General features: G+C 64.1%; 19 protein-coding genes and 7 tRNA genes. 6 read left to right on the top strand and 20 right to left on the bottom strand.

Annotated elements, in window-relative coordinates; all coding sequences use genetic code 11:
• Positions 1-2 precede the first annotated feature (2 nt).
• Complete coding sequence (locus tag LU688_RS19510; protein ID WP_023630510.1) at positions 3-881, top strand: LysR family transcriptional regulator; 879 nt, start codon at positions 3-5, stop codon at positions 879-881.
• 62 nt (positions 882-943) lie between these two features.
• Positions 944-4,240 (top strand): PAS domain S-box protein, encoded by a 3,297-nt coding sequence (locus LU688_RS19515; protein ID WP_023630509.1) that lies wholly within the window; start codon positions 944-946, stop codon positions 4,238-4,240.
• A 74-nt stretch (positions 4,241-4,314) separates the two neighbouring features.
• On the opposite strand, the gene LU688_RS19520 is transcribed toward LU688_RS19515, so the two are convergent.
• From LU688_RS19520 to gltX, 12 genes are all read right to left on the bottom strand, one after another.
• Entirely contained in the window at positions 4,315-4,758 is a 444-nt protein-coding gene (locus tag LU688_RS19520; protein WP_031315058.1) for an Hsp20 family protein, read from the bottom strand.
• A gap of 129 nt (positions 4,759-4,887) precedes the next feature.
• Positions 4,888-5,859: a tRNA dihydrouridine synthase gene (locus LU688_RS19525; RefSeq protein ID WP_038706541.1), complete on the bottom strand. Its 972-nt coding sequence runs from the start codon at positions 5,857-5,859 to the stop codon at positions 4,888-4,890.
• A gap of 52 nt (positions 5,860-5,911) precedes the next feature.
• Positions 5,912-6,346, bottom strand: a complete 435-nt coding sequence (locus LU688_RS19530; RefSeq protein WP_023632910.1) for an acyl-CoA thioesterase — start codon at positions 6,344-6,346, stop codon at positions 5,912-5,914.
• 44 nt (positions 6,347-6,390) lie between these two features.
• Entirely contained in the window at positions 6,391-7,224 is an 834-nt protein-coding gene (locus tag LU688_RS19535; RefSeq protein ID WP_160291294.1) for an alpha/beta fold hydrolase, read from the bottom strand.
• A gap of 24 nt (positions 7,225-7,248) precedes the next feature.
• Positions 7,249-7,788 (bottom strand): TetR/AcrR family transcriptional regulator, encoded by a 540-nt coding sequence (locus LU688_RS19540; RefSeq protein ID WP_232888297.1) that lies wholly within the window; start codon positions 7,786-7,788, stop codon positions 7,249-7,251.
• Positions 7,789-7,959: 171 nt separating this feature from the next.
• Positions 7,960-8,035, bottom strand: a tRNA-Glu gene (locus LU688_RS19545).
• Between the two features lie 42 nt (positions 8,036-8,077).
• Positions 8,078-8,153, bottom strand: a tRNA-Ala gene (locus LU688_RS19550).
• A gap of 67 nt (positions 8,154-8,220) precedes the next feature.
• Positions 8,221-8,296, bottom strand: a tRNA-Glu gene (locus tag LU688_RS19555).
• 42 nt (positions 8,297-8,338) lie between these two features.
• Positions 8,339-8,414, bottom strand: a tRNA-Ala gene (locus LU688_RS19560).
• 53 nt (positions 8,415-8,467) lie between these two features.
• Positions 8,468-8,543: transfer RNA gene (locus tag LU688_RS19565), tRNA-Glu, on the bottom strand.
• Positions 8,544-8,615: 72 nt separating this feature from the next.
• A tRNA-Ala gene (locus LU688_RS19570) sits at positions 8,616-8,691 on the bottom strand.
• 281 nt (positions 8,692-8,972) lie between these two features.
• Positions 8,973-10,454 carry a glutamate--tRNA ligase gene (gene gltX / locus LU688_RS19575; RefSeq protein ID WP_094012468.1) on the bottom strand — a complete coding sequence of 494 codons (1,482 nt, stop codon included), beginning with the start codon at positions 10,452-10,454 and terminating at the stop codon, positions 8,973-8,975.
• 140 nt (positions 10,455-10,594) lie between these two features.
• Here gltX and LU688_RS19580 point away from each other — a divergent pair, with 140 nt between their 5' ends.
• Together LU688_RS19580 and LU688_RS19585 are read left to right on the top strand one after the other, a co-directional pair.
• Positions 10,595-11,650, top strand: coding sequence for an HlyD family secretion protein (locus LU688_RS19580; protein ID WP_232888123.1), 1,056 nt, complete (start codon positions 10,595-10,597; stop codon positions 11,648-11,650).
• Positions 11,640-13,190, top strand: coding sequence for an MDR family MFS transporter (locus LU688_RS19585; RefSeq protein WP_094012466.1), 1,551 nt, complete (start codon positions 11,640-11,642; stop codon positions 13,188-13,190). Before LU688_RS19580 ends, LU688_RS19585 begins: the two co-directional genes overlap by 11 nt.
• 48 nt (positions 13,191-13,238) lie before the next feature.
• Here the strand turns inward: LU688_RS19585 and uvrB are convergent, their stop codons facing one another.
• Positions 13,239-15,254: an excinuclease ABC subunit UvrB gene (uvrB, locus tag LU688_RS19590; RefSeq protein WP_038706544.1), complete on the bottom strand. Its 2,016-nt coding sequence runs from the start codon at positions 15,252-15,254 to the stop codon at positions 13,239-13,241.
• Between the two features lie 288 nt (positions 15,255-15,542).
• Between uvrB and LU688_RS19595 the strand changes: the two genes are divergently transcribed.
• Positions 15,543-16,739 carry an amino acid aminotransferase gene (locus tag LU688_RS19595; protein WP_038706545.1) on the top strand — a complete coding sequence of 399 codons (1,197 nt, stop codon included), beginning with the start codon at positions 15,543-15,545 and terminating at the stop codon, positions 16,737-16,739.
• A gap of 61 nt (positions 16,740-16,800) precedes the next feature.
• Positions 16,801-16,876, top strand: a tRNA-Asn gene (locus LU688_RS19600).
• A 54-nt stretch (positions 16,877-16,930) separates the two neighbouring features.
• Here the strand turns inward: LU688_RS19600 and LU688_RS19605 are convergent.
• From LU688_RS19605 to LU688_RS19635, 7 genes are all read right to left on the bottom strand, one after another.
• Positions 16,931-17,347 (bottom strand): cupin domain-containing protein, encoded by a 417-nt coding sequence (locus tag LU688_RS19605; protein WP_104445096.1) that lies wholly within the window; start codon positions 17,345-17,347, stop codon positions 16,931-16,933.
• A gap of 109 nt (positions 17,348-17,456) precedes the next feature.
• Positions 17,457-18,245, bottom strand: coding sequence for a PhzF family phenazine biosynthesis protein (locus tag LU688_RS19610; protein WP_094012464.1), 789 nt, complete (start codon positions 18,243-18,245; stop codon positions 17,457-17,459).
• A gap of 148 nt (positions 18,246-18,393) precedes the next feature.
• Positions 18,394-18,819, bottom strand: coding sequence for a hypothetical protein (locus LU688_RS19615; RefSeq protein WP_038706546.1), 426 nt, complete (start codon positions 18,817-18,819; stop codon positions 18,394-18,396).
• A gap of 13 nt (positions 18,820-18,832) precedes the next feature.
• The gene (ccmI, locus tag LU688_RS19620; protein WP_038706547.1) at positions 18,833-20,020 is read right to left on the bottom strand and encodes a c-type cytochrome biogenesis protein CcmI; all 1,188 of its coding nucleotides are present in this window, start codon (positions 20,018-20,020) and stop codon (positions 18,833-18,835) included.
• A complete protein-coding gene (locus tag LU688_RS19625; protein ID WP_023632294.1) occupies positions 20,013-20,489 on the bottom strand; it encodes a cytochrome c-type biogenesis protein in 477 nt (158 codons plus the stop codon). The genes ccmI and LU688_RS19625 overlap by 8 nt, the downstream gene beginning before the upstream one ends.
• The gene (locus LU688_RS19630; RefSeq protein ID WP_160291296.1) at positions 20,486-21,022 is read right to left on the bottom strand and encodes a DsbE family thiol:disulfide interchange protein; all 537 of its coding nucleotides are present in this window, start codon (positions 21,020-21,022) and stop codon (positions 20,486-20,488) included. The genes LU688_RS19625 and LU688_RS19630 overlap by 4 nt, the downstream gene beginning before the upstream one ends.
• Positions 21,019-22,992, bottom strand: coding sequence for a heme lyase CcmF/NrfE family subunit (locus LU688_RS19635; RefSeq protein ID WP_232888132.1), 1,974 nt, complete (start codon positions 22,990-22,992; stop codon positions 21,019-21,021). Before LU688_RS19635 ends, LU688_RS19630 begins: the two co-directional genes overlap by 4 nt.
• Positions 22,993-22,997 lie beyond the last annotated feature (5 nt).

Here is a 22,997-nt window from a genome sequence, read left to right on the forward strand (position 1 = left end):
AGATGGACTTGGCCAACCTCAGCGCCTTCATCGCCATTGCCGAAACCGGCAGTTTTTCCGGCGCCGGCGAGCGTCTGCATCTGACACAACCCGCTATCAGTAAACGCATCGCCGGGCTGGAACAACAATTGGATGTGCGGCTTTTCGATCGGCTGGGCCGTGAAGTGAACCTCACCGAAGCTGGCCGCGCGTTGCTGCCAAGGGCCTATCAGATCCTCAACGTGCTCGATGATACGCGACGCGCATTGACCAATCTGACGGGTGAAGTGGGAGGTCGACTAACCCTGGCAACTAGCCACCATATCGGTTTACATCGACTCCCCCCGGTATTACGGGCTTTCACCCGGCAACACCCCGAAGTAGCGCTGGATATTCAGTTCATGGATTCAGAAGCTGCCTACGATGAAATTCTCCATGGCCGCGCTGAGATTGCCGTTATTACCCTGGCCCCAGAACCTCACCATCTGATCAGGGCGACTCAAGTCTGGAATGACGCCCTCGACTTCGTCGCCTCGCCGGAGCACCCGCTGGCCAGCAACGGCGGAGTCAGCCTGGCTGACGTGGCGCGCCACCCGGCGGTGTTCCCCGGCGGCAATACCTTCACACACCATATTGTCCAGCGCCTGTTCGAAAGCCAGGGCCTGGTGCCGAATATCGCCATGAGCACCAATTATCTGGAAACCATCAAGATGATGGTGTCGATCGGCCTGGCCTGGAGTGTGCTGCCACGTACTATGCTCGATGAGCAGGTTGCGCCCATCGCACTGCCCGGCATACAGCTGTCGCGCCAGCTAGGCTACATATTGCACACGGAGCGCACGCTATCGAATGCGGCCAGGGCCTTCATGGCGCTGCTCGACAGCGACGCCGGGGCTGCCTGACCGGTCGCAGGCACGGCATTCTCTCTCCACAAGGACGCGTTTCCGCCAAAGGTCTGGTATCGATGCCCAAATCAGCAAACCGCTTTCCGCGCCTGCCCCGTATTCCCGCGGCCGACCCACAGGAGTCGGAACAGGCCTGGCAGAACGCTCCCCAGTTGCTGGCCGCGCTCAACGCCGCGCGCCTGGGGGCTTGGCTGTGGGATATCGAGAGTGGCCGGGTGAGCTGGTCGCGGGGCACCCAGGCGCTGTTCGGCTTCGACCCGCAACGGCCGCTGCCCAACGACATCGATTACCTCGACCTGCTGCCCGAGGAGGATCGCGCCCGGACGCGCCAGGCGTTCCAGGCCGTGGTCAATGGCGAACCGGTCGAGCAGGCCATGCGCCATCGCATCCGCTGGCCCGATGGCAGCGTGCACTGGCTGGAAATCAACGGCAGCCTTACCCACGATCCCCATGGCCGCCCGCAGATGATCGGGGTGATCCGCGAGATCAGCCGCCAGCGCGAGCGCGAAACCGCGCTGATCCATTCGGAGAAGCGCTTCGCCACCCTGTTCCACCTCAGCCCCAACGCCATCCTCCTGACTCGCCGCCATGACGGCCTGATCATCGAGGTCAACCAGCACTTCGAGCACATGTTCGGTTGGCCGGGCGCTCAAGTAGTGGGCAAGACAAGCGTCGAACTGGGCCTGTGGGTCAACCCCGAGCAACGTCACCAGGTGCTGGAAGCCACCCGCGCCGGTAGCGGCCCACTGACCCTCGAGGTGCAGTTCCGCGCCACCAACGGCAAGATTCACGATGGCATTCTCTGTACCCAAGGCATCGAACTCGAAGGTGGCACCTACCTGATCAGCACCTTTGTCGATACCACCGAGCGCAAACGCGCCGAACAGGCGCTCAAGGACAGCCAGGAGCGTCTCGATCTGGCCCTGGACTCGGCCCAGCTGGGTACCTGGGACTGGCACATCCCCAGCGGCATGCTCTACGGTTCGGCCCGCGCCGCGCAACTGCACGGGCTGGACCCAGTGCCCTTCCACGAATCGTTCGAGGCCTTTTTCGAAGGCGTGCCCGAGCACGAACGCAGCGTCATGCGCCAAGCCTATCGCAGCCTGCGCGAAGGACCGGCGGGCAATTACCAGATCACCTATCGCGTACAGCTCGACAACGGTGCCTCGCGCTATATCGAAAGCCGCGCCCGTCTATACCGCGACGAACAGGGCAACCCGCTGCGCATGGCCGGCACTTTGCTCGACATCACCGACCAGGTGGAGCGCGAGCAGCGTCTGACGGCCTCAGAGGAAAAGTTCGCCAGCCTGTTCCAGGTCAGCCCCGACCCCATCTGCGTGACCCGCCAGGACAGCGGTCAGTTCATCGAGATCAACCCGGCCTTCAGCCAGACCTTTGGCTGGGCCCCGGAGCAGATCCTCGGCCACACCGCCGAGGAAATCGGCCTGTGGGCCGAGTCGGCCGAACGTGCCCAGCGCATCGAGCGGGTGATCCGCGACCAGGCCCTGAGCAATGTGGCGGTGGTGGTCAATCACCGCAACGGCACGCCGCTGACCTGCGTGATCTCCAGCCGCCTGATCAGCGTAGACAGCCAGCCGTGCAGCGTTACCACCCTGCGCGACATTACTCAGCAGCAACGCGCCGAGGCAGCGCTCAAGGCAAGCGAGGAGAAATTCGCCAAGGCGTTCCATTCCAGCCCCGACGCCATCACTATTACCGAGCGCCACAGCGGGCGCTATGTGGAAGTCAACGACGGCTTCAGCCGGTTGACCGGCTATAAGCCTGAGGAGGTGCTGGGCCGCACGGTCTACGAGATCGGCATCTGGGCCGATGAGAAACAGCGCGCTGCCCTGCTCAACGAACTGCGCGAGCGCGGCCGGGTGCATCACCGGGAGATGCTCGGCCGCAACAAGCGCGGCGATATCCTCACTGTGGAAGTGTCGGTAGAGCCAATCAGCCTCAACGAAACCGACTGCCTGCTGCTGACCGCTCGCGATGTCAGCCTGTTGAAGAACGCTCAGGCACAGATCCGCCACCTGGCCTACCACGACCCACTGACCAACCTGCCCAATCGCGCCCTGCTGATGGATCGCCTGAGTCAGCAGATCGCCCTGCTCAAGCGCCACAACCTGCGCGGCGCCTTGCTGTTCCTCGACCTTGACCACTTCAAGCACATCAACGACTCGCTCGGCCACCCAGTGGGCGACACGGTGTTGAAGATCATCACCGCCCGTCTCGAAGCCAGTGTGCGCCTGGAAGACACCGTGGCGCGGTTGGGCGGCGACGAATTCGTGGTTTTGCTCAGCGGCCTGGAGGGCAGCCGCGAGCAGGTGGAAAACAAGGTACGTGAACTGGCCGACACCCTGCGCGAGCTGCTGGCCGAACCGATGTCGCTGGACGGCCAGCGCCTGCAGGTCACACCCAGTATCGGCGTGGCGCTGATCCCCGACCATGGCGCCACCCCCGCCGACCTGCTCAAGCGTGCCGACATCGCCCTGTACCGCGCCAAGGACTCCGGACGTAACACCACGCAATTGTTCCACACCACCATGCAGAAGGCCGCCAGTGAGCGGCTGCGCATGGAGAACGACTTGCGCCTGGCCCTCGCCCGCGGCGAACTGGCCTTGCACTTCCAGCCCCAGGTCGATGCCCGCGACAACCGGATCGTCGGCGCTGAAGTGCTGCTGCGCTGGCATCATCCGCAACTGGGCCAGCAACCTCCGGCGCAGTTCATTCAGGTTCTGGAGGAAAGCGGGCTGATCCTCGAAGTCGGCAGCTGGATTCTCGATGAAGCCTGCGACGCCTGTGCGCGGATGCTTGGCGATGGCCTGATCGACGCCGACGATTTCAGCCTGTGCGTCAACATCAGCCCGCGGCAATTCCGCCAGAACGATTTCGTCGACCGGGTGCTGCGCAGCCTCGACGACTACCGCCTGCCCCGGCGCATGCTCACGCTGGAGATCACCGAAGGCATCGTCATCCAGAACCTGGAGGACACCATCAGCAAGATGCGCGAACTCAAGCGTCACGGCGTGAGCTTCGCCATGGACGACTTCGGCACTGGCTATTCGTCGCTCACCTATCTCAAGCGCCTGCCGGTGGATGCGCTGAAGATCGATCAGACCTTCGTACGCGACGCACCGGTCGACCCCAACGACGCCGAGATCGTCCGCGCGATCGTGGCCATGGCTCGCAGCCTGGAGCTCGCGGTGATTGCCGAGGGGGTGGAACTCACCGAACAGCTGGAGTTCCTTGAGCGACAAGGCTGCCACCTGTACCAGGGCTACCTGCACAGCCGCCCATTGCCATTGCCGGAGTTTCGCCAGATGCTGCTGGAGGCACCGGCGGACTACTGATGCCCAAACACAGTTGCTTGCGCCACAGAATGCAGAAAGGGCACCCGAGGGTACCCTTTCTTCATGCGCTGAAATCAGTTCAGCGCCGGCTTGTCACCGTTGATCGGAATCCGCTTGGCCTTGGCTTCTTCCGGCACGATGCGCAGCAGCTCGATGCTGAGCAATCCATTGGCCAGGCCCGCGCCCTTGACCTCGATGTGGTCGGCCAGGCGGAACGACAGCTTGAAGGCACGCTGGGCAATGCCCTGGTGCAGGAAGGTAACGCCTTCGCTGCTGCCGTCGCGCTTGCCGCCAGTCACCGTGAGGACGCCTTTTTCGACCTGCAGATCGAGGTCCTGCTCCTGGAAACCAGCGGCGGCCACCACGATGCGGTAGTGGTCATCACCGTGTTTTTCCACGTTGTAGGGCGGGTAGCTGCTACCGGCCTCATTACGGGCGGCGGCTTCGAACAGATCGTTGAAACGGTCGAAACCGACAGAGTTGCGGAAAAGTGGTGCGAGAGAGAAAGCGGTAGTCATGGTCATGAACTCCTGAGATTCAGCAAGTTAAGTCACTACGCGACCCGAGTTCGGCATCGCGTACTCAAGAGATATGTCCGGGCAAAAGGCTTTCAAGGGCCAACGTGAAAAAATTTACGCCAGGTTGGCTCAGGCAACACAGACTAGCGCCGCCTGCTCCTCCATCCCCAGCAAGCCGCTGATTCGCTGGCAGTCATCCTCCCGACGCAACTCGGCGAAGAGCGCCACCGCCTCGGGGTAACCGCGGGTCAGCATCGCCAGCCACTGCTTCATCCGCCCTGGGGCATAGCGCGGCGACAACTTATGCTGTGCCTGGCGCCAGAACTCGCGCAGCAGCGGCTGCAGCGCCTCCCAGCTTATCGGCTGATACTCGATACCATCCCGGGCCGCAGCGATCTGCAAGGCCAGATCCGGACGCGACACCAGCCCGCGGCCAAGCATGATGTGCTCGGCGCCGCTGACTTCGCGACAACGCCGCCAGTCGTCGACAGTCCAGATCTCGCCATTGGCGAACACCGGCACCTTGACCACATCCTGCACCCGCGCCACCCATTCCCAGTGGGCGGGCGGCTTGTAGCCCTCGACCTTGGTCCGCGCATGCACCACCAGGTGCGCCGAGCCGCCCTCGGCCAGCGCCGTGGCGCAGTCCAGGGCACCGTCGGGGCTGTCGTAGCCCAGGCGCATCTTTGCGGTCACCGGGATATGTGCCGGCACCGCCCGGCGCACTTCACGGACGATGGCATGCAACAGCTCCGGCTCCTTGAGCAGCACCGCCCCGCCCCGTGATTTGTTGACGGTCTTGGCCGGGCAACCGAAATTCAGGTCGATCACCGGCGCGCCCAGCTCGCAGGCCAGCGCTGCGTTCTCGGCCAGGCATACTGGGTCGGAGCCGAGCAATTGCACGCGCATCGGCACGCCAGCGGCGGTACGGGCGCCTTGGCGCAGCTCCGGTGCCAGCTTGTCGAACGAAGAGGCCGGCAGCAGGCGGTCGCAGACGCGGATGAACTCGGTGACGCACCAATCGATACCGCCCACACGGGTCAGGACGTCGCGCAGGATGTTGTCGACCAGCCCCTCCATGGGGGCCAGGGCAATTTGCATTTCAGGGTCTCGCCACGAAAAAGGCGGCAGTCTAGCAAACTTCCGCCAGCCGTCAGCTGCCGGTCAGCGCCGGGCCGTAGCCGTCGATGAATTCCGCCGGCATGCGCCTGGGCTTGCCGCTGGACAGCTCGATGCAGGCAAAGGTGGTCTGTGCCCGCAGCAAGGTCACGCCGTCACTCGGGCGCTTGAGCTGGAAGCGCCGGGTCATGCGCAGGCGCTGGTCCCAATCGATGATCCAGGTGGCCAGTTGCAGCTCGTCGTCCTCATAGGCGGCGGCGAGGTAGTCGATTTCATGGCGGACCACCGCCATGGCCCGGTCCAGCCGACGATACTCGGCCAGGTCCAGCCCCAGACGCTGGGAATGGCGCCAGGCGCAGCGCTCCAGCCAGGTGACGTAGACGGCGTTGTTGGCGTGGCCGAGGCCGTCGATATCCTCGCTGCCGACGCGAAGGTCGATGATGAATGGTGCCGCCAGATCCCAACTCATGCCTGCTCCTGGTTTTCAGTGAACGGGCAGAGTGTACCGGATGCTCAGGCGCTTTGCCGCGCCCGCTCGGTGGAGCGCGCGAGCAGCTCGATCACTGCCTGGCCCAGGCGCGGATCGGCCAGCACCCGCTGATGACCGCCCTCCTCCAGCAGCAGCAGGCGGCTGTCGAACCAGGCCCGGTGAATCAGCGGCGCCTCACTGGCGGGCACTACGGGATCGTCCTCGGCATGCACCACCAAGCCCGGCACATCCAGCTGATAGGCACTGACATCCAGGCGCGCCACCTGGACGCCGACATCGCGCTCCACCTGGCGGATGAACGCGGCCCGCGCCCGCGCCGGCAAGCCCAGTCGCCGGGCAAAGCCACGCAGCACGCCGAGCAAACGGGCCGGAGCGGCGATGCTTACCGCCGCATCGGTGCGCAGCCCCCACTGCAGCGCCAGCAACAGGCTGGCGCCACCCATCGAGTGTCCGATCACCGCGCGCAGCGGCGGCAGTTCGGCGGCGGCCTCGAGCAAGGCGCGGGCAAACGCCACCACATGCGCCTGCTCGCCGGGCGAACGCCCGTGTGCCGGCCCTTCCAGCGACACCACGGTATGGCCGCTGTCCACCAGCCGCTCGATCAATGCCGCAAACTGGGTGGGGCGCCCTTCCCAGCCATGCATCAGCAATACCGTCGGCCCCTGCCCCCAGCGCAACGCCGACAACCCGAAGCGCAAGGTTATGCGCTCGGCCCTGGCCAGCAGCGGCAGCTCCCACGGTTTGGGCGGCAGGTTACGCGGAGTCATGAAGGCGCGGCGCATCTTGCCGGCGACATGTTCAGGGGCCAGGTGGCCGAGGGTGCCATTGACGCCACGAATCCAGCTCAGGGTAGTCATCGCCTTGCTCCAGGGTCAGGTTGCTCAGATCACCGCCGACTTGGCGGCACGCAGTATCCGGTCGGACAACTCGCCGTCGCCCAGGGCGCGGGCCACGGCGAGGCCGCCAACCATCAGGGCGAAATCGGCGAGCGCCTTGTCGATGTCCTCGGGACGGTCGACCATTTGCGCGGTCATCAGCTCGATGTGTTCGGCCAGCACGTCACGGAAGGCGTCGGGCAGGCGCTGCATCTCGCTCAGCGCATTGGGAATCGGGCAGGCCTGCACCTCGGTATCGCGGTGCTTGCGCGACAGGTAGAAGGCCGCGACCAACGCCCGGCGCTCGGTACCGTCAAGGGCTGGATCGAGCTGGGCGAGCAAGGCACGGCGTTCGGCCAGCAACTGGCTGAAGGCTTCGAGCATGAGCTCGTCCTTGCTGTCGAAGTGGGCATAGAAGCCGCCGACCGTAAGCCCCGCAGCGTCCATGACCTGGCTTACGCTCGGATCGGCCGGGCCTTGCTGGACCAGCGCGCTGCGCGCCGCATCGAGGATGCGCTGGCGGGTCTTGCTCTTCTTGTCGCTCATGGCTCACCTCTGAATATTATGATCGACATATTATGCTCATAATATTTTCTGGCAAGCGGAATCTGCGGCCATTGATCGGCACAGCTGGATTTTTTGGAAGGCAGAAAAAACAAAAGGCCCATTCAATAAGCGAATGAGCCTTATAAGTCCTGCAAAACGCAGGTAAAAAATTGGCGTCCCCTAGGGGACTCGAACCCCTGTTACCGCCGTGAAAGGGCGGTGTCCTAGGCCACTAGACGAAGGGGACTTTAACCTTCGTGCCGACCCGCTGTTGCGAATCGTGGCGAATTGGTGGAGCTAAGCGGGATCGAACCGCTGACCTCCTGCATGCCATGCAGGCGCTCTCCCAGCTGAGCTATAGCCCCGAGTAAAACAAAAGACGCATCGATCTGGATGATGAGCCTTTAAACTCCCGCAAAACGCGGGTAAAAGTGGCGTCCCCTAGGGGACTCGAACCCCTGTTACCGCCGTGAAAGGGCGGTGTCCTAGGCCACTAGACGAAGGGGACGTAACCTTCGTGCCGATCCGCCTTCGCGAATCGCGGCAAAATTGGTGGAGCTAAGCGGGATCGAACCGCTGACCTCCTGCATGCCATGCAGGCGCTCTCCCAGCTGAGCTATAGCCCCGGATTTCTAGCCTCTCGGCCCAGCGACATCATGCAACATCGCTTGTGTAAAACTGGCGTCCCCTAGGGGACTCGAACCCCTGTTACCGCCGTGAAAGGGCGGTGTCCTAGGCCACTAGACGAAGGGGACGAACCTTCTTACCTTCAAGACCCGTTCTCTGGAACCGGTCTTGCCTGAGGACCTTGGCCATCAAGCGGAATTTGGTGGAGCTAAGCGGGATCGAACCGCTGACCTCCTGCATGCCATGCAGGCGCTCTCCCAGCTGAGCTATAGCCCCACAATGTCGCTTTGAACCGAAGCGCTGGCTGGGTGCCTGGCGTTTCGTTTTCGTTCATCGCTGTGGACGGGGCGCATATTAAGATCGGATTGCAAGGCTGTCAAACGAATTTTCGAAAATATTCAAAAAATTTTTCACAGATAACAATCACTTACCGCCCTGCCCTGCCCCTCTGCGAGGAGTGCGGCCAGTGGGAGCGGGCTTGTCCCGCGATGGCGGTCATGAATCCGACATCGCAATCGCGGGGCAAGCTCGCTCCCACATGGCCGGAAAAGCCTGGATCAGGCGATTTTCGCCAGCAGCTTTTCCCACTCCTTGTTTTCCTTCTTCGACACGCCGCCGAGCAGGTCGATGGCCTGGCGCAGACGGTAGCGGGTCAGGTCGGGGCCGAGGATTTCCATGGCGTCGAGCACCGACACCGAGCTGGCCTGGCCGGTGATGGCGGCGAACATCAGCGGCATGGCGTCGCGCAACTTGAGCTCCAGCGACTCGACCACGGCCTGGATGCAGGCGGTGATGCGATCCTTTTCCCACTGGCGCAGGCTTTCCAGCTTCCACAGGATCAGCTGCATCACCTGGCGCACCTGGTCGGCCGACAGTTTCTTGCTCTCGAACAGTTTGGCGTCGAGCTTCAGCGCGCCTTCGAAGAAGAAGCCACCCAGCGGGGCGACCTGGCTGAAGGTTTCGACCCGACCCTGAACGTGCGGGGCGATCTTCATCATGTAGTCGCTGTTGAACGCCCACTTCTGCACGCGCGCGGCGAACTCTTCCACCGGCAGTTCACGCAGCCACTGGCCGTTGAGCCAGGACAGTTTCTCGATGTCGAAAATCGGCCCGCCCAGGGAGATGCGCGACAGGTCGAAGTGCTCGACCATCTCGGCCAGCGAGAACTTCTCGCGCTCGTCCGGCATCGACCAACCCATGCGGCCCAAGTAGTTGAGCATGGCTTCGGGCATGAAGCCCATGCGCTCGTAGAAGGTGACCGAGGTCGGGTTCTTGCGCTTGGACAGCTTGCTCTTGTCCGGGTTGCGCAGCAGCGGCATGTAGCACAGCTTGGGCTGCTCCCAGCCGAAGTACTCGTAAAGCTTGATCAGCTTGGGCGCCGATGGCAGCCACTCTTCACCACGCAACACATGGGTGATGCCCATCAGGTGGTCGTCGACCACGTTGGCCAGGAAGTACGTCGGCAGGCCGTCGTTCTTCATCAGCACCTGCATGTCCATGCGATCCCATGGAATCTCGACATCGCCACGCAGCATGTCCGGGACCACGCAAATGCCTTCGCTCGGCACCTTCATGCGGATCACGTGCGGCTCGCCAGCGGCCAGGCGGCGCTGCACTTCCTCGTCGCTCAGCAACAGGGCGCGGCCGTCATAGCGCGGGGTTTCGCCGCGGGCCATCTGCTCGGCACGCATCTGCTCCAGCTCTTCGGCGGTGCAGAAGCAATAGAAGGCGTGGCCGGCATCGACCAGCTCCTTGGCATACCTGGCGTAGATCTCCCCGCGCTCACTCTGACGATACGGGCCGTGCGGGCCGCCGACGTCCGGGCCTTCGTTCCATTCGATGCCGAGCCAGCGCAGTGCGTCGAAGATCTGCTGCTCCGACTCACGGGTGGAGCGCAACTGGTCGGTGTCTTCGATACGCAGGATGAACTCACCGCCGTGCTGCTTGGCGAAGCAGTAGTTGAACAGGGCGATGTAGGCGGTGCCGACATGGGGGTCGCCAGTGGGCGATGGCGCAATACGCGTGCGAACGGTGGTCATTGAGAGTCTCGAACGAAGAGAAACAAAGGCGCGATGTTAGCAGGGAGCAGGCATCGGGCTCCAGCAATGGCGCTATCGTCACTTGTGGCCTTGCCATCCAGAGCTGTTAAATTTGCTTACACTTTTCAACGAATACCCCCATGCCTAGCCCACTCAAACGTCGCTTGCTGGTCTTCATTACCTTGGTACTGCTGGTCGGCCTCGCCTTCCTGGCCCACTGGTACTTCAAGGGACGCTTCTACGAGAGTACCGACAACGCCTATGTGCAGGGCGAGATCACGCGTATCTCCAGCCAGTTGGGGGCGCGTATCGACGAGGTGCGCGTGGAGGACAATCAGCATGTGAGCAAAGGCGACGTGTTGGTGCGCCTGGAAGCCGCCGACTTCGAACTCGCCGTCGAGCGTGCCCGTGCCGCACTGGCCAGCCGCGAGGCCGAACTCGCGCAGGCGCGCAGCCGCCTGACCCAGCAAGGCAGCCTGATCGCCGCGGGCCGGGCCCAGGTGGCCGCCAACCAGGCCAACCTCGACCGCTCGCAACTTGACCTAAACCGCGCCCAGGCTCTGCGCAAACCTGGATTCGTCTCCGAAGAGCGGGTCACTACCCTGTCGGCCGAAAGCCATGTCGCCCGCTCCCAAGTGGACAAGGCCCAGGCTGACCTCAAGGGCCAACGCCAGCAGGTCGACGCCCTGGCCGCCGAGCTCAAGCGCCTCGACGCGCAGATCGCCAATGCACACGCCGACCTGGCCCAGGCCGCGCTGAACCTGACCCGCTGCGCGATCCACGCGCCGATCAGCGGCACCATCGGCCAGCGCAACGCACGCAACGGCCAGGTGGTGCAGGCCGGCGCCTACCTGATGTCGATCGTCCCCGACGAGGACATCTGGGTACAGGCCAACTTCAAGGAAACCCAGATCGGCGGGATGCACCCCGGCCAACGCGCCGAGCTGGTATTCGACAGCTACCCCGACACCCCGATCGAAGGCCGGGTCGACAGCCTGTTCGCCGCCTCCGGCGCGCAGTTCAGCCTGCTGCCGCCGGACAACGCCACCGGCAACTTCACCAAGGTCGTGCAGCGCCTGCCGGTCAAGCTGACCGTCGCCGCGGACAACCCGCTGCACGGTCGCATCCGCCCAGGCATGTCGGTGACCGTCACCGTCGACCTGCGCGGCGAAGACGACGACCAGCATGGCCGGTGACGCGCTGTTACGCCCGACCGCCGAGCCGACCCGGCGCGACTGGATCGCGGTGATGAGCGTGATGCTCGGTGCCTTCATGGCGGTGCTGGACATCCAGATCACCAATTCCTCGCTCAAGGACATCCAGGGCGCGCTGTCGGCGACCCTGGAGGAAGGCTCGTGGATCTCCACCTCCTACCTGGTGGCCGAGATCATCATGATCCCGCTGACCGCCTGGCTGGTGCAGCTGCTTTCGGCCCGACGCCTGGCGGTTTGGGTATCGCTGGGCTTCCTGGTGTCGTCGCTGTTGTGCTCGATGGCCTGGAACCTGGAAAGCATGATTGTGTTCCGCGCCCTGCAGGGCTTTACCGGCGGCGCGCTGATCCCGCTGGCCTTCACCCTGACGCTCATCAAGCTACCGGAGCACCACCGCGCCAAGGGCATGGCCATGTTCGCCATGACCGCCACCTTCGCCCCATCCATCGGCCCGGCCCTGGGCGGCTGGCTGACCGAGAACTGGGGCTGGGAATACATCTTCTACATCAACATCCCGCCGGGGCTGCTGATGATCGCCGGGCTGCTCTATGGGCTGGAAAAGAAGGAAGCGCACTGGGAACTGCTCAAGAGCACCGACTACGCTGGTATCGCCACCCTCGGCCTGGGCCTGGGTTGCCTGCAGGTGTTTCTCGAGGAAGGCCATCGCAAGGACTGGCTGGAGTCGAGCCTGATCGTCAGCCTGGGCACCGTCGCCCTGCTCGCCCTTATCCTGTTCGTGATCCTCCAGTTCTCCCGGCCGCACCCGTTGATCAACCTGCGCATCCTCGGCAACCGCAACTTCGGCCTGTCGAGCATCGCCAGCCTGGGCATGGGCGTCGGCCTGTATGGCTCGATCTACCTGTTGCCGCTCTATCTGGCGCAGGTGCAGGGCTACAACGCGCTGCAGATCGGCAAAGTGATCATGTGGATGGGCATACCGCAGCTGTTCCTGATCCCTCTGGTACCGCAGCTGATGAAGGTGATCCCGCCCAAGGTGCTGTGCGCCCTGGGCTTCTGCCTGTTCGGCGCAGCCAGTTTCGGCTCCGGCGTGCTCAACCCGGACTTTGCCGGCCCGCAGTTCAACCAGATCCAGGTGATCCGCGCCCTCGGCCAGCCGATGATCATGGTGACCATCTCGCTGATTGCCACGGCTTACATCCAGCCGCAGGACGCGGGGTCGGCTTCGAGCCTGTTCAATATCCTGCGCAACCTGGGGGGTGCCATCGGCATAGCCCTGCTGGCAACGCTGCTGGATGCGAGGACCAAAGTGTATTTCGACTATTTGCGCGAGGCGGTGGTGCCGAGCAATCCGCAGGTGGCCGAACGCCTGGCGCAACTGGCTGAACGCCTGGGCAGCGACAACGCGGCACTGGGCAAGCTGTCGGAGATCACCCACCAGCAGGCCCTGATCATGGCCTACAACGATGCCTTCCATTTCGTCGGCATCGGCCTTGTGGTGAGCATGCTGGCGGTGCTGTTGACGCGCAAGCTGCCGCAGGGGTTGAAAGCTGGGGAAGCCCATTGACCCATTGGCAAGCCCGCTTCCACACCACATAACACTAACAGGCGGCAATCAGCTGGCGATCAGCCGCTCGCGCAACTGTCCGATCTCGTCGCGCAATTGCGCCGCCGCTTCGAACTCCAGGTCGCGGGCGAACTGGAACATCTTCTCTTCCAGTTGCTTGATGCGCTTGGTGATCTGCGCCGGGGTCTGCAGCTCGACCTCGTAACGCCCGGCCTCCTCCGCCGCCTTGGCCATGCCCTTGCGCTTCTTGCTGCGGGCTCCAGGCACGGTGGCGCCTTCGAGGATGTCGGTGATGTCCTTGACCACGCCCTTGGGCACGATGCCGTTGGCCTGGTTGAAAGCGACCTGCTTCTCGCGGCGCCGCTCGGTCTCATCGATGGCTCGCTGCATGGAGCCGGTGATGTTGTCGGCGTATAGGATCGCCCTACCGTTGAGGTTACGTGCGGCACGGCCGATGGTCTGGATCAGCGAGCGTTCCGAACGCAGGAAGCCCTCCTTGTCGGCGTCAAGGATCGCGACCAGCGACACCTCGGGCATGTCCAGACCCTCGCGCAGCAGGTTGATCCCCACCAGCACGTCGAAAGTGCCGAGGCGCAGGTCGCGGATGATCTCGACCCGCTCGACGGTGTCGATGTCCGAGTGCAGGTAGCGCACCCGCACATCGTGATCGGCCAGGTAATCGGTGAGGTCCTCGGCCATGCGCTTGGTCAGCGTGGTGGCCAGCACGCGCTCGCCCAGGGCGACGCGCTTGCCGATCTCCGACAGCAAGTCGTCGACCTGGGTCAGTGCCGGACGCACCTCGACCTGCGGGTCGACCAGGCCGGTCGGCCGCACCACCTGCTCAACCACCCGCCCGGCATGCTCGGCCTCGTAGGGGCCAGGGGTGGCGGAGACGAAGATGGTCTGCGGGCTGACCGCCTCCCATTCATCGAAACGCATGGGACGGTTGTCGAGTGCCGACGGCAGGCGGAAGCCATACTCCACCAGGGTTTCCTTGCGTGAGCGGTCGCCCTTGTACATGGCGCCGACCTGCGGAACGCTGACGTGTGATTCGTCGATCACCAGCAGCGCGTCATCCGGCAGGTAATCGTAGAGCGTGGGCGGCGGCGCGCCGGCCGGGCGGCCGGAGAGGTAGCGCGAGTAGTTCTCGATGCCGTTGCAGTAGCCCAGTTCGAGAATCATCTCCAGGTCGAAACGGGTGCGCTGCTCCAGGCGCTGGGCCTCGACCAGCTTGTTGCTCGCGTGCAGGTACTCGAGGCGCTGCTTGAGCTCTTCCTTGATGCCGTCCACTGCCTCGACCAGGGTTTCCCGCGGGGTCACGTAGTGACTCTTGGGGTAGAAGGTGAAACGCGGCAGCTTGCGGATGACCTCGCCGGTGAGCGGGTCGAAAGCGGCGATGTTCTCCACTTCGTCGTCGAACAGCTCGATGCGGATGGCCTCGAGGTCTGATTCGGCCGGGAAGATGTCGATCACGTCGCCGCGCACGCGGAAGGTGGCGCGGGCGAAATCCATCTCGTTGCGGGTGTATTGCAGGTCGGCCAGGCGGCGCAACAGGGCGCGCTGGTCGAGCTTGTCGCCACGATCGACGTGCAGGACCATCTTCAGGTACGTCTCGGGGCTGCCCAGGCCGTAGATGCACGACACGGTGGTGACGATGATCGCGTCGCGTCGTTCCAGCAGCGCCTTGGTCGCCGACAGGCGCATCTGTTCGATATGGTCGTTGATCGAGGCGTCCTTCTCGATGAAGGTGTCCGACGACGGAACATAGGCTTCCGGCTGATAGTAGTCGTAATAGGAAACGAAATACTCGACGGCGTTGTTCGGGAAGAATGCCTTGAACTCGCCGTACAGCTGGGCGGCCAGGGTCTTGTTCGGCGCCAGCACCATGGTCGGGCGCTGCACCTGCTGGATGACGTTGGCGATGCTGAAGGTCTTGCCCGAGCCGGTCACCCCGAGCAGGGTCTGGTGCGAAAGGCCGGCGTCGATACCCTCGACCATCTGGCGGATGGCCTCGGGCTGATCGCCGGCCGGCTGGAAGCGGGTGACGAGCTGGAACTCGGACATGACGGACCTCGTGGATGTCGCGGCAACTGTAAATTTAGCCAGTAGTCTATACCCAAATGCGCCCCCCGGGCGCCAGATTCAAGTGCGACCCTCGCCCCTTCAAGGCAATGGACCGGGCAATTCGACCAATGGTCGAAAAATATTTGCGCAAACAGCCGGAAAAGCTGCGCCAGACTGTCGCAGTGACCGGTGGGTATCACTATACTGACTCCCCGTTTGCGCACCGCTTCAGTGCCTTCGGCTGGAGCGTGGCGACCCTATCACTCTCCTATCAGAGCCAAGGTAACAATGAGCCTGTTTTCCGCTGTCGAGCTGGCACCCCGCGACCCTATCCTGGGCCTCAACGAAGCATTCAACGCCGACCCACGCACCGACAAGGTGAACCTGGGCGTGGGCGTCTACTGCAATGAGGAAGGCCGCATCCCGCTGCTGCGCGCGGTGATCGCAGCCGAGACCGCCCGTGCCGCCCAGCACGCCTCCCGCGGCTACCTGCCGATCGACGGCATCGCCCAGTACGACCAGGCCGTGCAGAAGCTGATCTTCGGCACCGAATCGCCATTGCTGGCCGCAGGCCGCGTGGTCACCGTGCAGGCAGTCGGCGGTACCGGCGCTCTGAAGATCGGCGCCGATTTCCTCAAGCGCCTGCAGCCGGGTGCCGTGGTCGCCATCAGCGACCCGAGCTGGGAAAACCACCGTGCGCTGTTCGAGAGCGCCGGTTTCCCGGTACAGACCTACCGCTACTACGATGCCGCCAGCCAGGACGTCAACCGCGCCGGCATGCTCGAAGACCTGAACAGCCTGCCATCTGGTTCGGTCATCGTGCTGCACGCTTGCTGTCACAACCCGACCGGCGTCGACCTGTCGCTGGACGACTGGAAAAATGTGCTGGAAGTAGTCAAGGCAAAAGGCCACATCCCATTCCTCGACATGGCCTACCAAGGCTTCGGTGCCGGCATCGACGAAGACGCCTTTGCCGTTCGCCTGTTCGCCGAGTCGGGCCTGGAGTTCTTCGTTTCCAGCTCGTTCTCCAAGTCGTTCTCGCTGTATGGGGAGCGTGTCGGTGCGCTGTCGATCGTCACCGCCTCGAAGGACGAGAGCACCCGCGTGCTGTCGCAGGTCAAGCGGGTTATCCGCACCACCTACTCCAACCCGCCGACCCACGGCGCCAGCATCGTCGCCGCGGTGCTGAACAGCCCCGAGCTGCGCCAGATGTGGGAAACCGAGCTGGCCGAGATGCGCGAGCGCATCCACGGCATGCGCAAGCAGATGGTCGAACTGTTGGCGGAGTACGGCGCCAAGCGTGACTTCAGCTTTGTCGGCCGCCAGTGCGGCATGTTCTCCTACTCGGGCCTGACTGTTGAGCAAGTGGCACGCCTGAAGAACGAGTTCGGCATCTACGCGCTGGACACTGGCCGCATCGCGGTCGCCGCGCTGAACCAGAGCAACATCCACGTGGTCACCAAAGCCATCGTCGAAGTGCTGTAACTGCTTGATTGTCTAGGGGAAGCTTGACTTCCCCGAGACACGCAGTAAGATACGCGCAGATTCCGCGATAGCTCAGTCGGTAGAGCAAATGACTGTTAATCATTGGGTCCCTGGTTCGAGTCCAGGTCGCGGAGCCAAACTCTGAAAACCTCCAGATGCGCATGCACTGGAGGTTTTTTATTACCTGCGATTCAGCGCTTGGGCAACGGCTCGGTCACCGGCTTGCCTTCTTCCACCAGGCTCCATACCAGCAGCTTGGCTGGGGCACTTTTACTGGCATTGCGCGAGACGCTGTGCACCGTCCCCGGAGCCTCGTACCAGAATTCGCCGGCCTTGTAGGTCTTCTCCGATTCGTCATTGAGCTTGGATGTCACCGCGCCTTCCAGCACATAGGCCATGACCGCACCCGGATGCCAGTGGCCGGGCGATGCCTCGCCAGGGGCATAGCTCACCGTGAGCATCACGGCTTTGTTGCCAGGGGAATTGGTGGGGAGCTGCTCCTGGAGGATCCTGACCTGATCGGGCTTTTCGCCATGGGCCCAGGCCAGCGATAGTGGGGCGAGCAGGCCGAGCGTCAGCAGGGCCGCGGGGAAATGGACAGAACGCATGGGGCTTCTCTTGTAGGGATCTGCCTGCAGGTTAAGCCCGGCGTCACAAAGGGCAAACGGCCAATTCGCGGAAATAGCGGGAGGCCGATTGGCCGCCCGCCAGTGGCACTCAAATAAAAATCACACCCCGCAGATACAGCGCCCCCCGCCCACTGATGATCACTCGCCCATTGCCCGGCACATCACACTGCAACTGCCCCTTGCGCGCCCCACCCTGCTCACAGCGCAAGCTGTTTTTGCCCAGCCGTTCGGCCCAATAAGGCGCCAGGGAAGTGTGGGCCGACCCGGTCACCGGATCTTCATTGACCCCCACCCTGGGCCCGAACCATCGCGTGACGAAATCGAACCCCCGCCCCGCCGCCGTCACTGCAATCCCCCGCACATCGAATGACGACAACGCCACGAAATCCGGCTTGAGCCCTTCGATCAGCGAAGCATCGTCGATCACCAATACATAATCGTCCGTCCGATACAACGCCCGGGCCTCGCTCAACCCCAACGCCTCGAGCAACCCCGGCGCAATCTCGACGGCAACCGGCTGCTTGACCGGGAAATCCATTGCCAGCAGACCATCAGCGTTGCGGCTCACCCGCAATTCCCCGCTGCGGGTATTGAAGCGCAGCACCTCAGCCTGCTCCCCCAGTTGCTCGAATAGCACCCAGGCCGCGGCCAATGTCGCATGCCCACACAGGTCGACTTCCACCGCCGGGGTGAACCAGCGCAGATCGAACGCTTCGCCATTTCGTACGAAGTACGCCGTTTCGGACAGGTTGTTTTCCTCGGCGATGCGCTGCAGAACGTCGTCGGGCAGCCACTGCTGCAGGGGAATCACCGCCGCCGGGTTACCGCCGAATGGCACGGATGAAAAGGCATCGACCTGAAAAATCTCTAGTTGCATGCAAAGGCTCCTCAAGCCCGGCGCAGCACCGGGCGGACTCGAACAAGATTCAACCGCTAACCGGAACCGTATTGCCCAGCACCCTCAACGCAGCGGGCATCGCCGGCTAATCATCGAACCCATCCCGCTCGCACCTGGCAGATGATCGCTACTGCGCGAACGCCCTGCCCAAGCCGCCCGGCACGCCACTGCTGTCGGTTTCCTGCCAAGGCCCACTGGGGCTCAGCGACCAGCTCCAGCCGTTGTTCCAGCGGTAGTAGGTGCGCTGGCGGTAGAACGTATTGGGTTGCTTCTCCAGTACATAGACCCCAAGCTTCGGATCCCAATGGCTGGCGCCACCGGGCGGCGGCGCGAAGCTGGCAGAAGTGCGTGGCATGGGCTTGGGAATCGCCGCCGGCTTGCTCGGCTGGGTACCGGGCTGGCCACCTGGCAGTGGCTTGACCACCGGCCCCTGGTGCGGTGGCGGCGTGGTCTCGATCGGTGGCAGCGGTTCACGCTCCCCCGGCTGGTGCACCGTACACGCGGAAAGACCCAGGGCCAGGGTGATCAGGGTCAGGCGGACGGTGCTGTTCATGACGGTTGCTCTCTTACGAATCGGGGCTGTCGATGGTCAGGTGCTGGGTGGCCTGGGTGGTGGTGGCCAGTGGCGCACTCTGGCCCTTCCACTCGCCGCGAGTCGGCACGCCGGCGCGCGAGACTCGGGCAACCAGTTGGACTTCGGTGAAGTCCGACAGTTTCATCTGCGGCATCATCGCGTCGGCATCCGACAGCTCCACTTCGATCGGCAACTGTGCCACCGTCACCCGCTTGGCCGCCAGCGGCATGGGCGGGCCATTGCTGGCACGGGCGAAGATGAACACGGTGTCATCCGGGCGCACCTTGTCCTTGAGCGCCGCGCCCAGCTCGACCCGTACTTTCAGGCGCGCGGCCTCGGCGACCTTGCCGCCCCCGGCCTTGAGCTTGTCGGCGGCACGATCGATGCCACCCTGCAGCGCGGCACGAGAGGCATCACCCTCCGGCAATTGCGCCAACAGGCGCTGCCAGAAGTCGATGGCTTCCTGGAAGCGTTCGCCCTCGAAAGCAGCGATGCCACGCAGGCCAAGGCTGGTGACTTCTCGTGGATCGGCTTTCAGCGCTTCATCGGTGAGCGCCTGCAGTTGCGCCGACCATTGTTTGTCGGCGGCGAAGTACAGCGCCTGGGCCCATTGCCCGAGCAGCTCGGGTTGGCGCCCGGCAAGGGCCACGGCACGCTCGAAGGCCTTGGCCGCATCAGCCGGCCGCTGCTCGGCCATGTATGCCCGGCCAAGGAAGTACAGGCCCTCGGCCGAGTCCGGCTGGGCCTGCACCGCGCGCTCCAGGCGTGTGGTCATTTCGCTCATCGACTGCGGCGCGCTGGCGAACTCCTGGGTCAACTCGACCTTGTCGGCTGCGCCGAAGTGCAGATAGAGCCCCAGAGCCATCACCGGTACCAGCACCGCCGCCAGCAACGGAATGGCCTTGCCCAGGCGGCCCTGGCGCACCGCATCGTCGCGTTCGGTGTCAGCCAGCAGCTCGCGGGCGGCTTCGTCACGCCCCGTGGCCAATTGCCGGTCGTCAAGCACCCCGGCCGCCTGCTGGGCGGACAGTTCGGCGACGCGCTCCTCGTAGAGCGCCACATTGAGGGCGGTACGGTCTTGTTCGGCCTGCTGGCGGCGGTGGCCACGCAGGATCGGCAGCAGCAGGAAAGCCAGGGCGGCGAGCAACAACAGGCCCGCGCTAAGCCAGAATTCAGTCATGGGTATGTTCTTTATCCAGCAGTTTGGCCAGACGCTCGCGTTCGTCGGCGGACAGTTCGGTGTTGCCGGCCACAGCCTGCCCGCGGCGACGGCGGACGATCACCGCCAACACCACGAAACCACCGGCCAGGAGAATCCCCGGGCCGAACCAGAGCAGCCAGGTGCGCCCGCTCAGCGCCGGTTTGTAGCGCACGAAGTCACCGTAGCGATCGACCATGAAATCGACGATCTGCTGGTTGTTCTTGCCTTCACCCAGCATGCGGAAGATCTCGCGGCGCAGGTCGGCGGCGATCGGTGCGTTGGAATCAGCGATGTCCTGGTTCTGGCACTTGGGGCAGCGCAGTTCCTTGGTCAGTTGCTGGTAGCGCTCGCGCTCGGCTTCGTCGCGGAACTGGTAGGTGTCGATGGCGGCCTTGGCCACCCCGGCCAGGCTCAGGCCAAGCACGGCAGCAGTAAGCCAGCGCTTCATGGCCTGGCCTCGTCGACCAGGCCCTGGTACAGCGGCGCCAACTGCTCGCGCCACACCGTGGCATCGACCACGCCGACATGCTTGTAGCGGATGATGCCCTTGGCGTCGATCAGGAAGGTTTCCGGCGCGCCATACACGCCCAGGTCCAGGCCCAGCGTGCCTTGCTGGTCGGCGATGTTCAGCTGGTAAGGGTTGTGGAACTCGGCCAGCCACTTCAGCGCGGCGGCGTTGTCGTCCTTGTAGTTGACCCCGTGGATTACCACGCCCTGCTCGGCCAGCTGGTTCAGGTAGGGGTGCTCGACCTTGCAGGACGGGCACCAGGTGCCCCACACGTTGACCAGCGCCGGGCGCCCGAGCAGGTCGGCCTGGGTCAGGGTGCGGTCATCCTGCACCGACGCCAGGGAGAACGCCGGGAATGGCTTGCCGATCATCGCCGAAGGCAGTTCGTCGGGCTTGAGGAACAACCCCTTGTAGAGAAAGACCGCCACCAGCAGGAACACCGCCAGGGGCACCACCATGACCCAACGCTTCATGCAGTTGCTCCAGACACGCCCAGGGCCTCACGCACCCGGGTCTTGACCTTGACGCGGTAGCGCCGGTCGAAGGCCGCCAGCAAGCCGCCCAGGCCGGTCAGCAGACCGCCCAGCCAGATCCAGCGTACATAGGGTTTGATATGCACCCGCACCGCCCAGGCGCCGTTTTCCAGCGGCTCGCCCAAGGCGACATACAGGTCGCGGGTGAAACCGGCATCGATGCCGGCCTCGGTCATCATCGACTGCTGCACGGTGTACAGGCGCTTTTCCGGGTGCAGCACGGACACTTCGCGGCCATTGCGCGAAACGCGAATAGTGCCCTTGTCAGAGATGAAGTTCGGGCCTTCGAAGTGCTTGGCGCCCTCGAACAGGAAGTGGTAACCGCCCAGCTCGACGCTCTCACCCGGTGCCATGCGCAGGTCGCGCTCGGCGCTGTTGTTGCTCGACAGCACCACGCCCAGGGCGCAGACCACCAGCCCGAGGTGCGCCAGGTGCATGCCCCAATAGCTGCGGTCAAGGCCACCCAGGCCTTTGACCAGGCCCTTGTGACGGGTCTTGTCGAGGATATCGCGCACGCCAGCGAGCACCACCCATGCGGCCAGGGCGAACACGCTGAGGGCCGGCCAGTCGAAGTCATCGACGATCAACCCCGCGATCGGCGCCAGCACCGCGCTACCGATCAGCACCGGGGTCAGCATGCCGGCCAGCCACTTGCCGGGGGTGTCCTTCCAGCGCACCACCACACCGATACCCAGCACCACCATCAGCAGCGCCATCAGCGGCAGGAACAAGGCGTCGAAGTACGGCGGGCCGACCGACAACTTGGCCCCGGTCAGGGCGTCGAGCACCAGCGGGTACAGCGTGCCGAGCAGGATCATCGACGCCGCCACCACCAACACCAGGTTGTTGGCCAGCAGCAGCGTTTCACGGGACCATAAGGCAAAGCCCACCTGGCTCTTGACCACCGGGGCACGCAGGGCGAACAGGGTCAGCGAGCCGCCGACCACGAACAGCAGGAAGAACAGGATGAAGATGCCGCGCGAAGGATCGGCGGCGAACGCGTGGACCGAGGTCAGTACACCGGAACGCACCAGGAATGTACCCAGCAGACTCAGGGAGAAGGCGGCGATGGCCAGCAGCACGGTCCAGCTCTTGAACACCCCGCGCTTTTCGGTGACCGCCAGCGAGTGGATCAGCGCCGTGCCCACCAGCCAGGGCATGAACGAGGCGTTCTCGACGGGGTCCCAGAACCACCAGCCGCCCCAGCCCAGTTCGTAGTAGGCCCACCACGAGCCGAGGGTGATACCGACGCCGAGGAAGGCCCAGGCGACGATGGTCCAGGGCCGCGACCAGCGCGCCCAGGCCGCATCCAGACGCCCGCCGAGCAACGCGGCGATGGCGAAGGCGAACGCCACCGAGAAGCCCACGTAGCCCATGTACAGCATCGGCGGGTGGACGATCAGGCCGAAGTCCTGCAGCAGCGGGTTGAGGTCGCGACCGTCGCCCGGCACCTGCGGCAGCAGGCGCTGAAACGGATTGGAAGTGATGATCAGGAAGCTCAGGAAGCCCACGCTGATCATGCCCATGACCGCCAGCACCCGGGCCAGCATCACCTGGGGCAACTGGCGCGAGAAGATCGACACGGCGAAGGTCCAGCCGCCGAGGATCAACGCCCACAGCAGCAGCGAGCCTTCGTGCGCGCCCCAGACGGCACTGAACTTGTAGTACCAGGGCAAGGCGCTGTTGGAGTTGCTGGCCACATAGGCGACCGAGAAGTTGTCGGTCATGAAGGCGTGGGTGAGGCAGGCAAAGGCGAAGGCCAGGAAGGCGAACTGCCCCCAGGCCGCCGGCCGCGCCAGGCCCATCCACAGGCTGTCGCCGCGCCAGGCGCCGAGCAGCGGCACGCTGGCCTGCACGGCGGCGAAGCAGATGGCCAGGATCATCGCCAGCTGGCCCAGCTCGGGGATCACCAGGG

Source organism: Pseudomonas soli, assembly GCF_021283165.2.
GTDB lineage: Bacteria > Pseudomonadota > Gammaproteobacteria > Pseudomonadales > Pseudomonadaceae > Aquipseudomonas > Aquipseudomonas soli.

Bases quoted from the DNA above. Each gene is read 5' to 3' on its own strand.
- LU688_RS19530 (WP_023632910.1), bottom strand. From the start codon at position 6,346: ATGAGTTGGGATCTGGCGGCACCATTCATCATCGACCTTCGCGTCGGC.
- LU688_RS19595 (WP_038706545.1), top strand. From the start codon at position 15,543: ATGAGCCTGTTTTCCGCTGTCGAGCTGGCACCCCGCGACCCTATCCTG.
- LU688_RS19540 (WP_232888297.1), bottom strand. From the start codon at position 7,788: ATGAGCGACAAGAAGAGCAAGACCCGCCAGCGCATCCTCGATGCGGCG.
- LU688_RS19625 (WP_023632294.1), bottom strand. From the start codon at position 20,489: ATGAAGCGCTGGCTTACTGCTGCCGTGCTTGGCCTGAGCCTGGCCGGG.
- LU688_RS19585 (WP_094012466.1), top strand. From the start codon at position 11,640: ATGGCCGGTGACGCGCTGTTACGCCCGACCGCCGAGCCGACCCGGCGC.
- LU688_RS19520 (WP_031315058.1), bottom strand. From the start codon at position 4,758: ATGACTACCGCTTTCTCTCTCGCACCACTTTTCCGCAACTCTGTCGGT.
- LU688_RS19515 (WP_023630509.1), top strand. From the start codon at position 944: ATGCCCAAATCAGCAAACCGCTTTCCGCGCCTGCCCCGTATTCCCGCG.
- uvrB (WP_038706544.1), bottom strand. From the start codon at position 15,254: ATGTCCGAGTTCCAGCTCGTCACCCGCTTCCAGCCGGCCGGCGATCAG.
- LU688_RS19605 (WP_104445096.1), bottom strand. From the start codon at position 17,347: ATGCGTTCTGTCCATTTCCCCGCGGCCCTGCTGACGCTCGGCCTGCTC.
- ccmI (WP_038706547.1), bottom strand. From the start codon at position 20,020: ATGACTGAATTCTGGCTTAGCGCGGGCCTGTTGTTGCTCGCCGCCCTG.
- gltX (WP_094012468.1), bottom strand. From the start codon at position 10,454: ATGACCACCGTTCGCACGCGTATTGCGCCATCGCCCACTGGCGACCCC.
- LU688_RS19510 (WP_023630510.1), top strand. From the start codon at position 3: ATGGACTTGGCCAACCTCAGCGCCTTCATCGCCATTGCCGAAACCGGC.
- LU688_RS19615 (WP_038706546.1), bottom strand. From the start codon at position 18,819: ATGAACAGCACCGTCCGCCTGACCCTGATCACCCTGGCCCTGGGTCTT.
- LU688_RS19630 (WP_160291296.1), bottom strand. From the start codon at position 21,022: ATGAAGCGTTGGGTCATGGTGGTGCCCCTGGCGGTGTTCCTGCTGGTG.
- LU688_RS19525 (WP_038706541.1), bottom strand. From the start codon at position 5,859: ATGCAAATTGCCCTGGCCCCCATGGAGGGGCTGGTCGACAACATCCTG.
- LU688_RS19610 (WP_094012464.1), bottom strand. From the start codon at position 18,245: ATGCAACTAGAGATTTTTCAGGTCGATGCCTTTTCATCCGTGCCATTC.
- LU688_RS19580 (WP_232888123.1), top strand. From the start codon at position 10,595: ATGCCTAGCCCACTCAAACGTCGCTTGCTGGTCTTCATTACCTTGGTA.
- LU688_RS19535 (WP_160291294.1), bottom strand. From the start codon at position 7,224: ATGACTACCCTGAGCTGGATTCGTGGCGTCAATGGCACCCTCGGCCAC.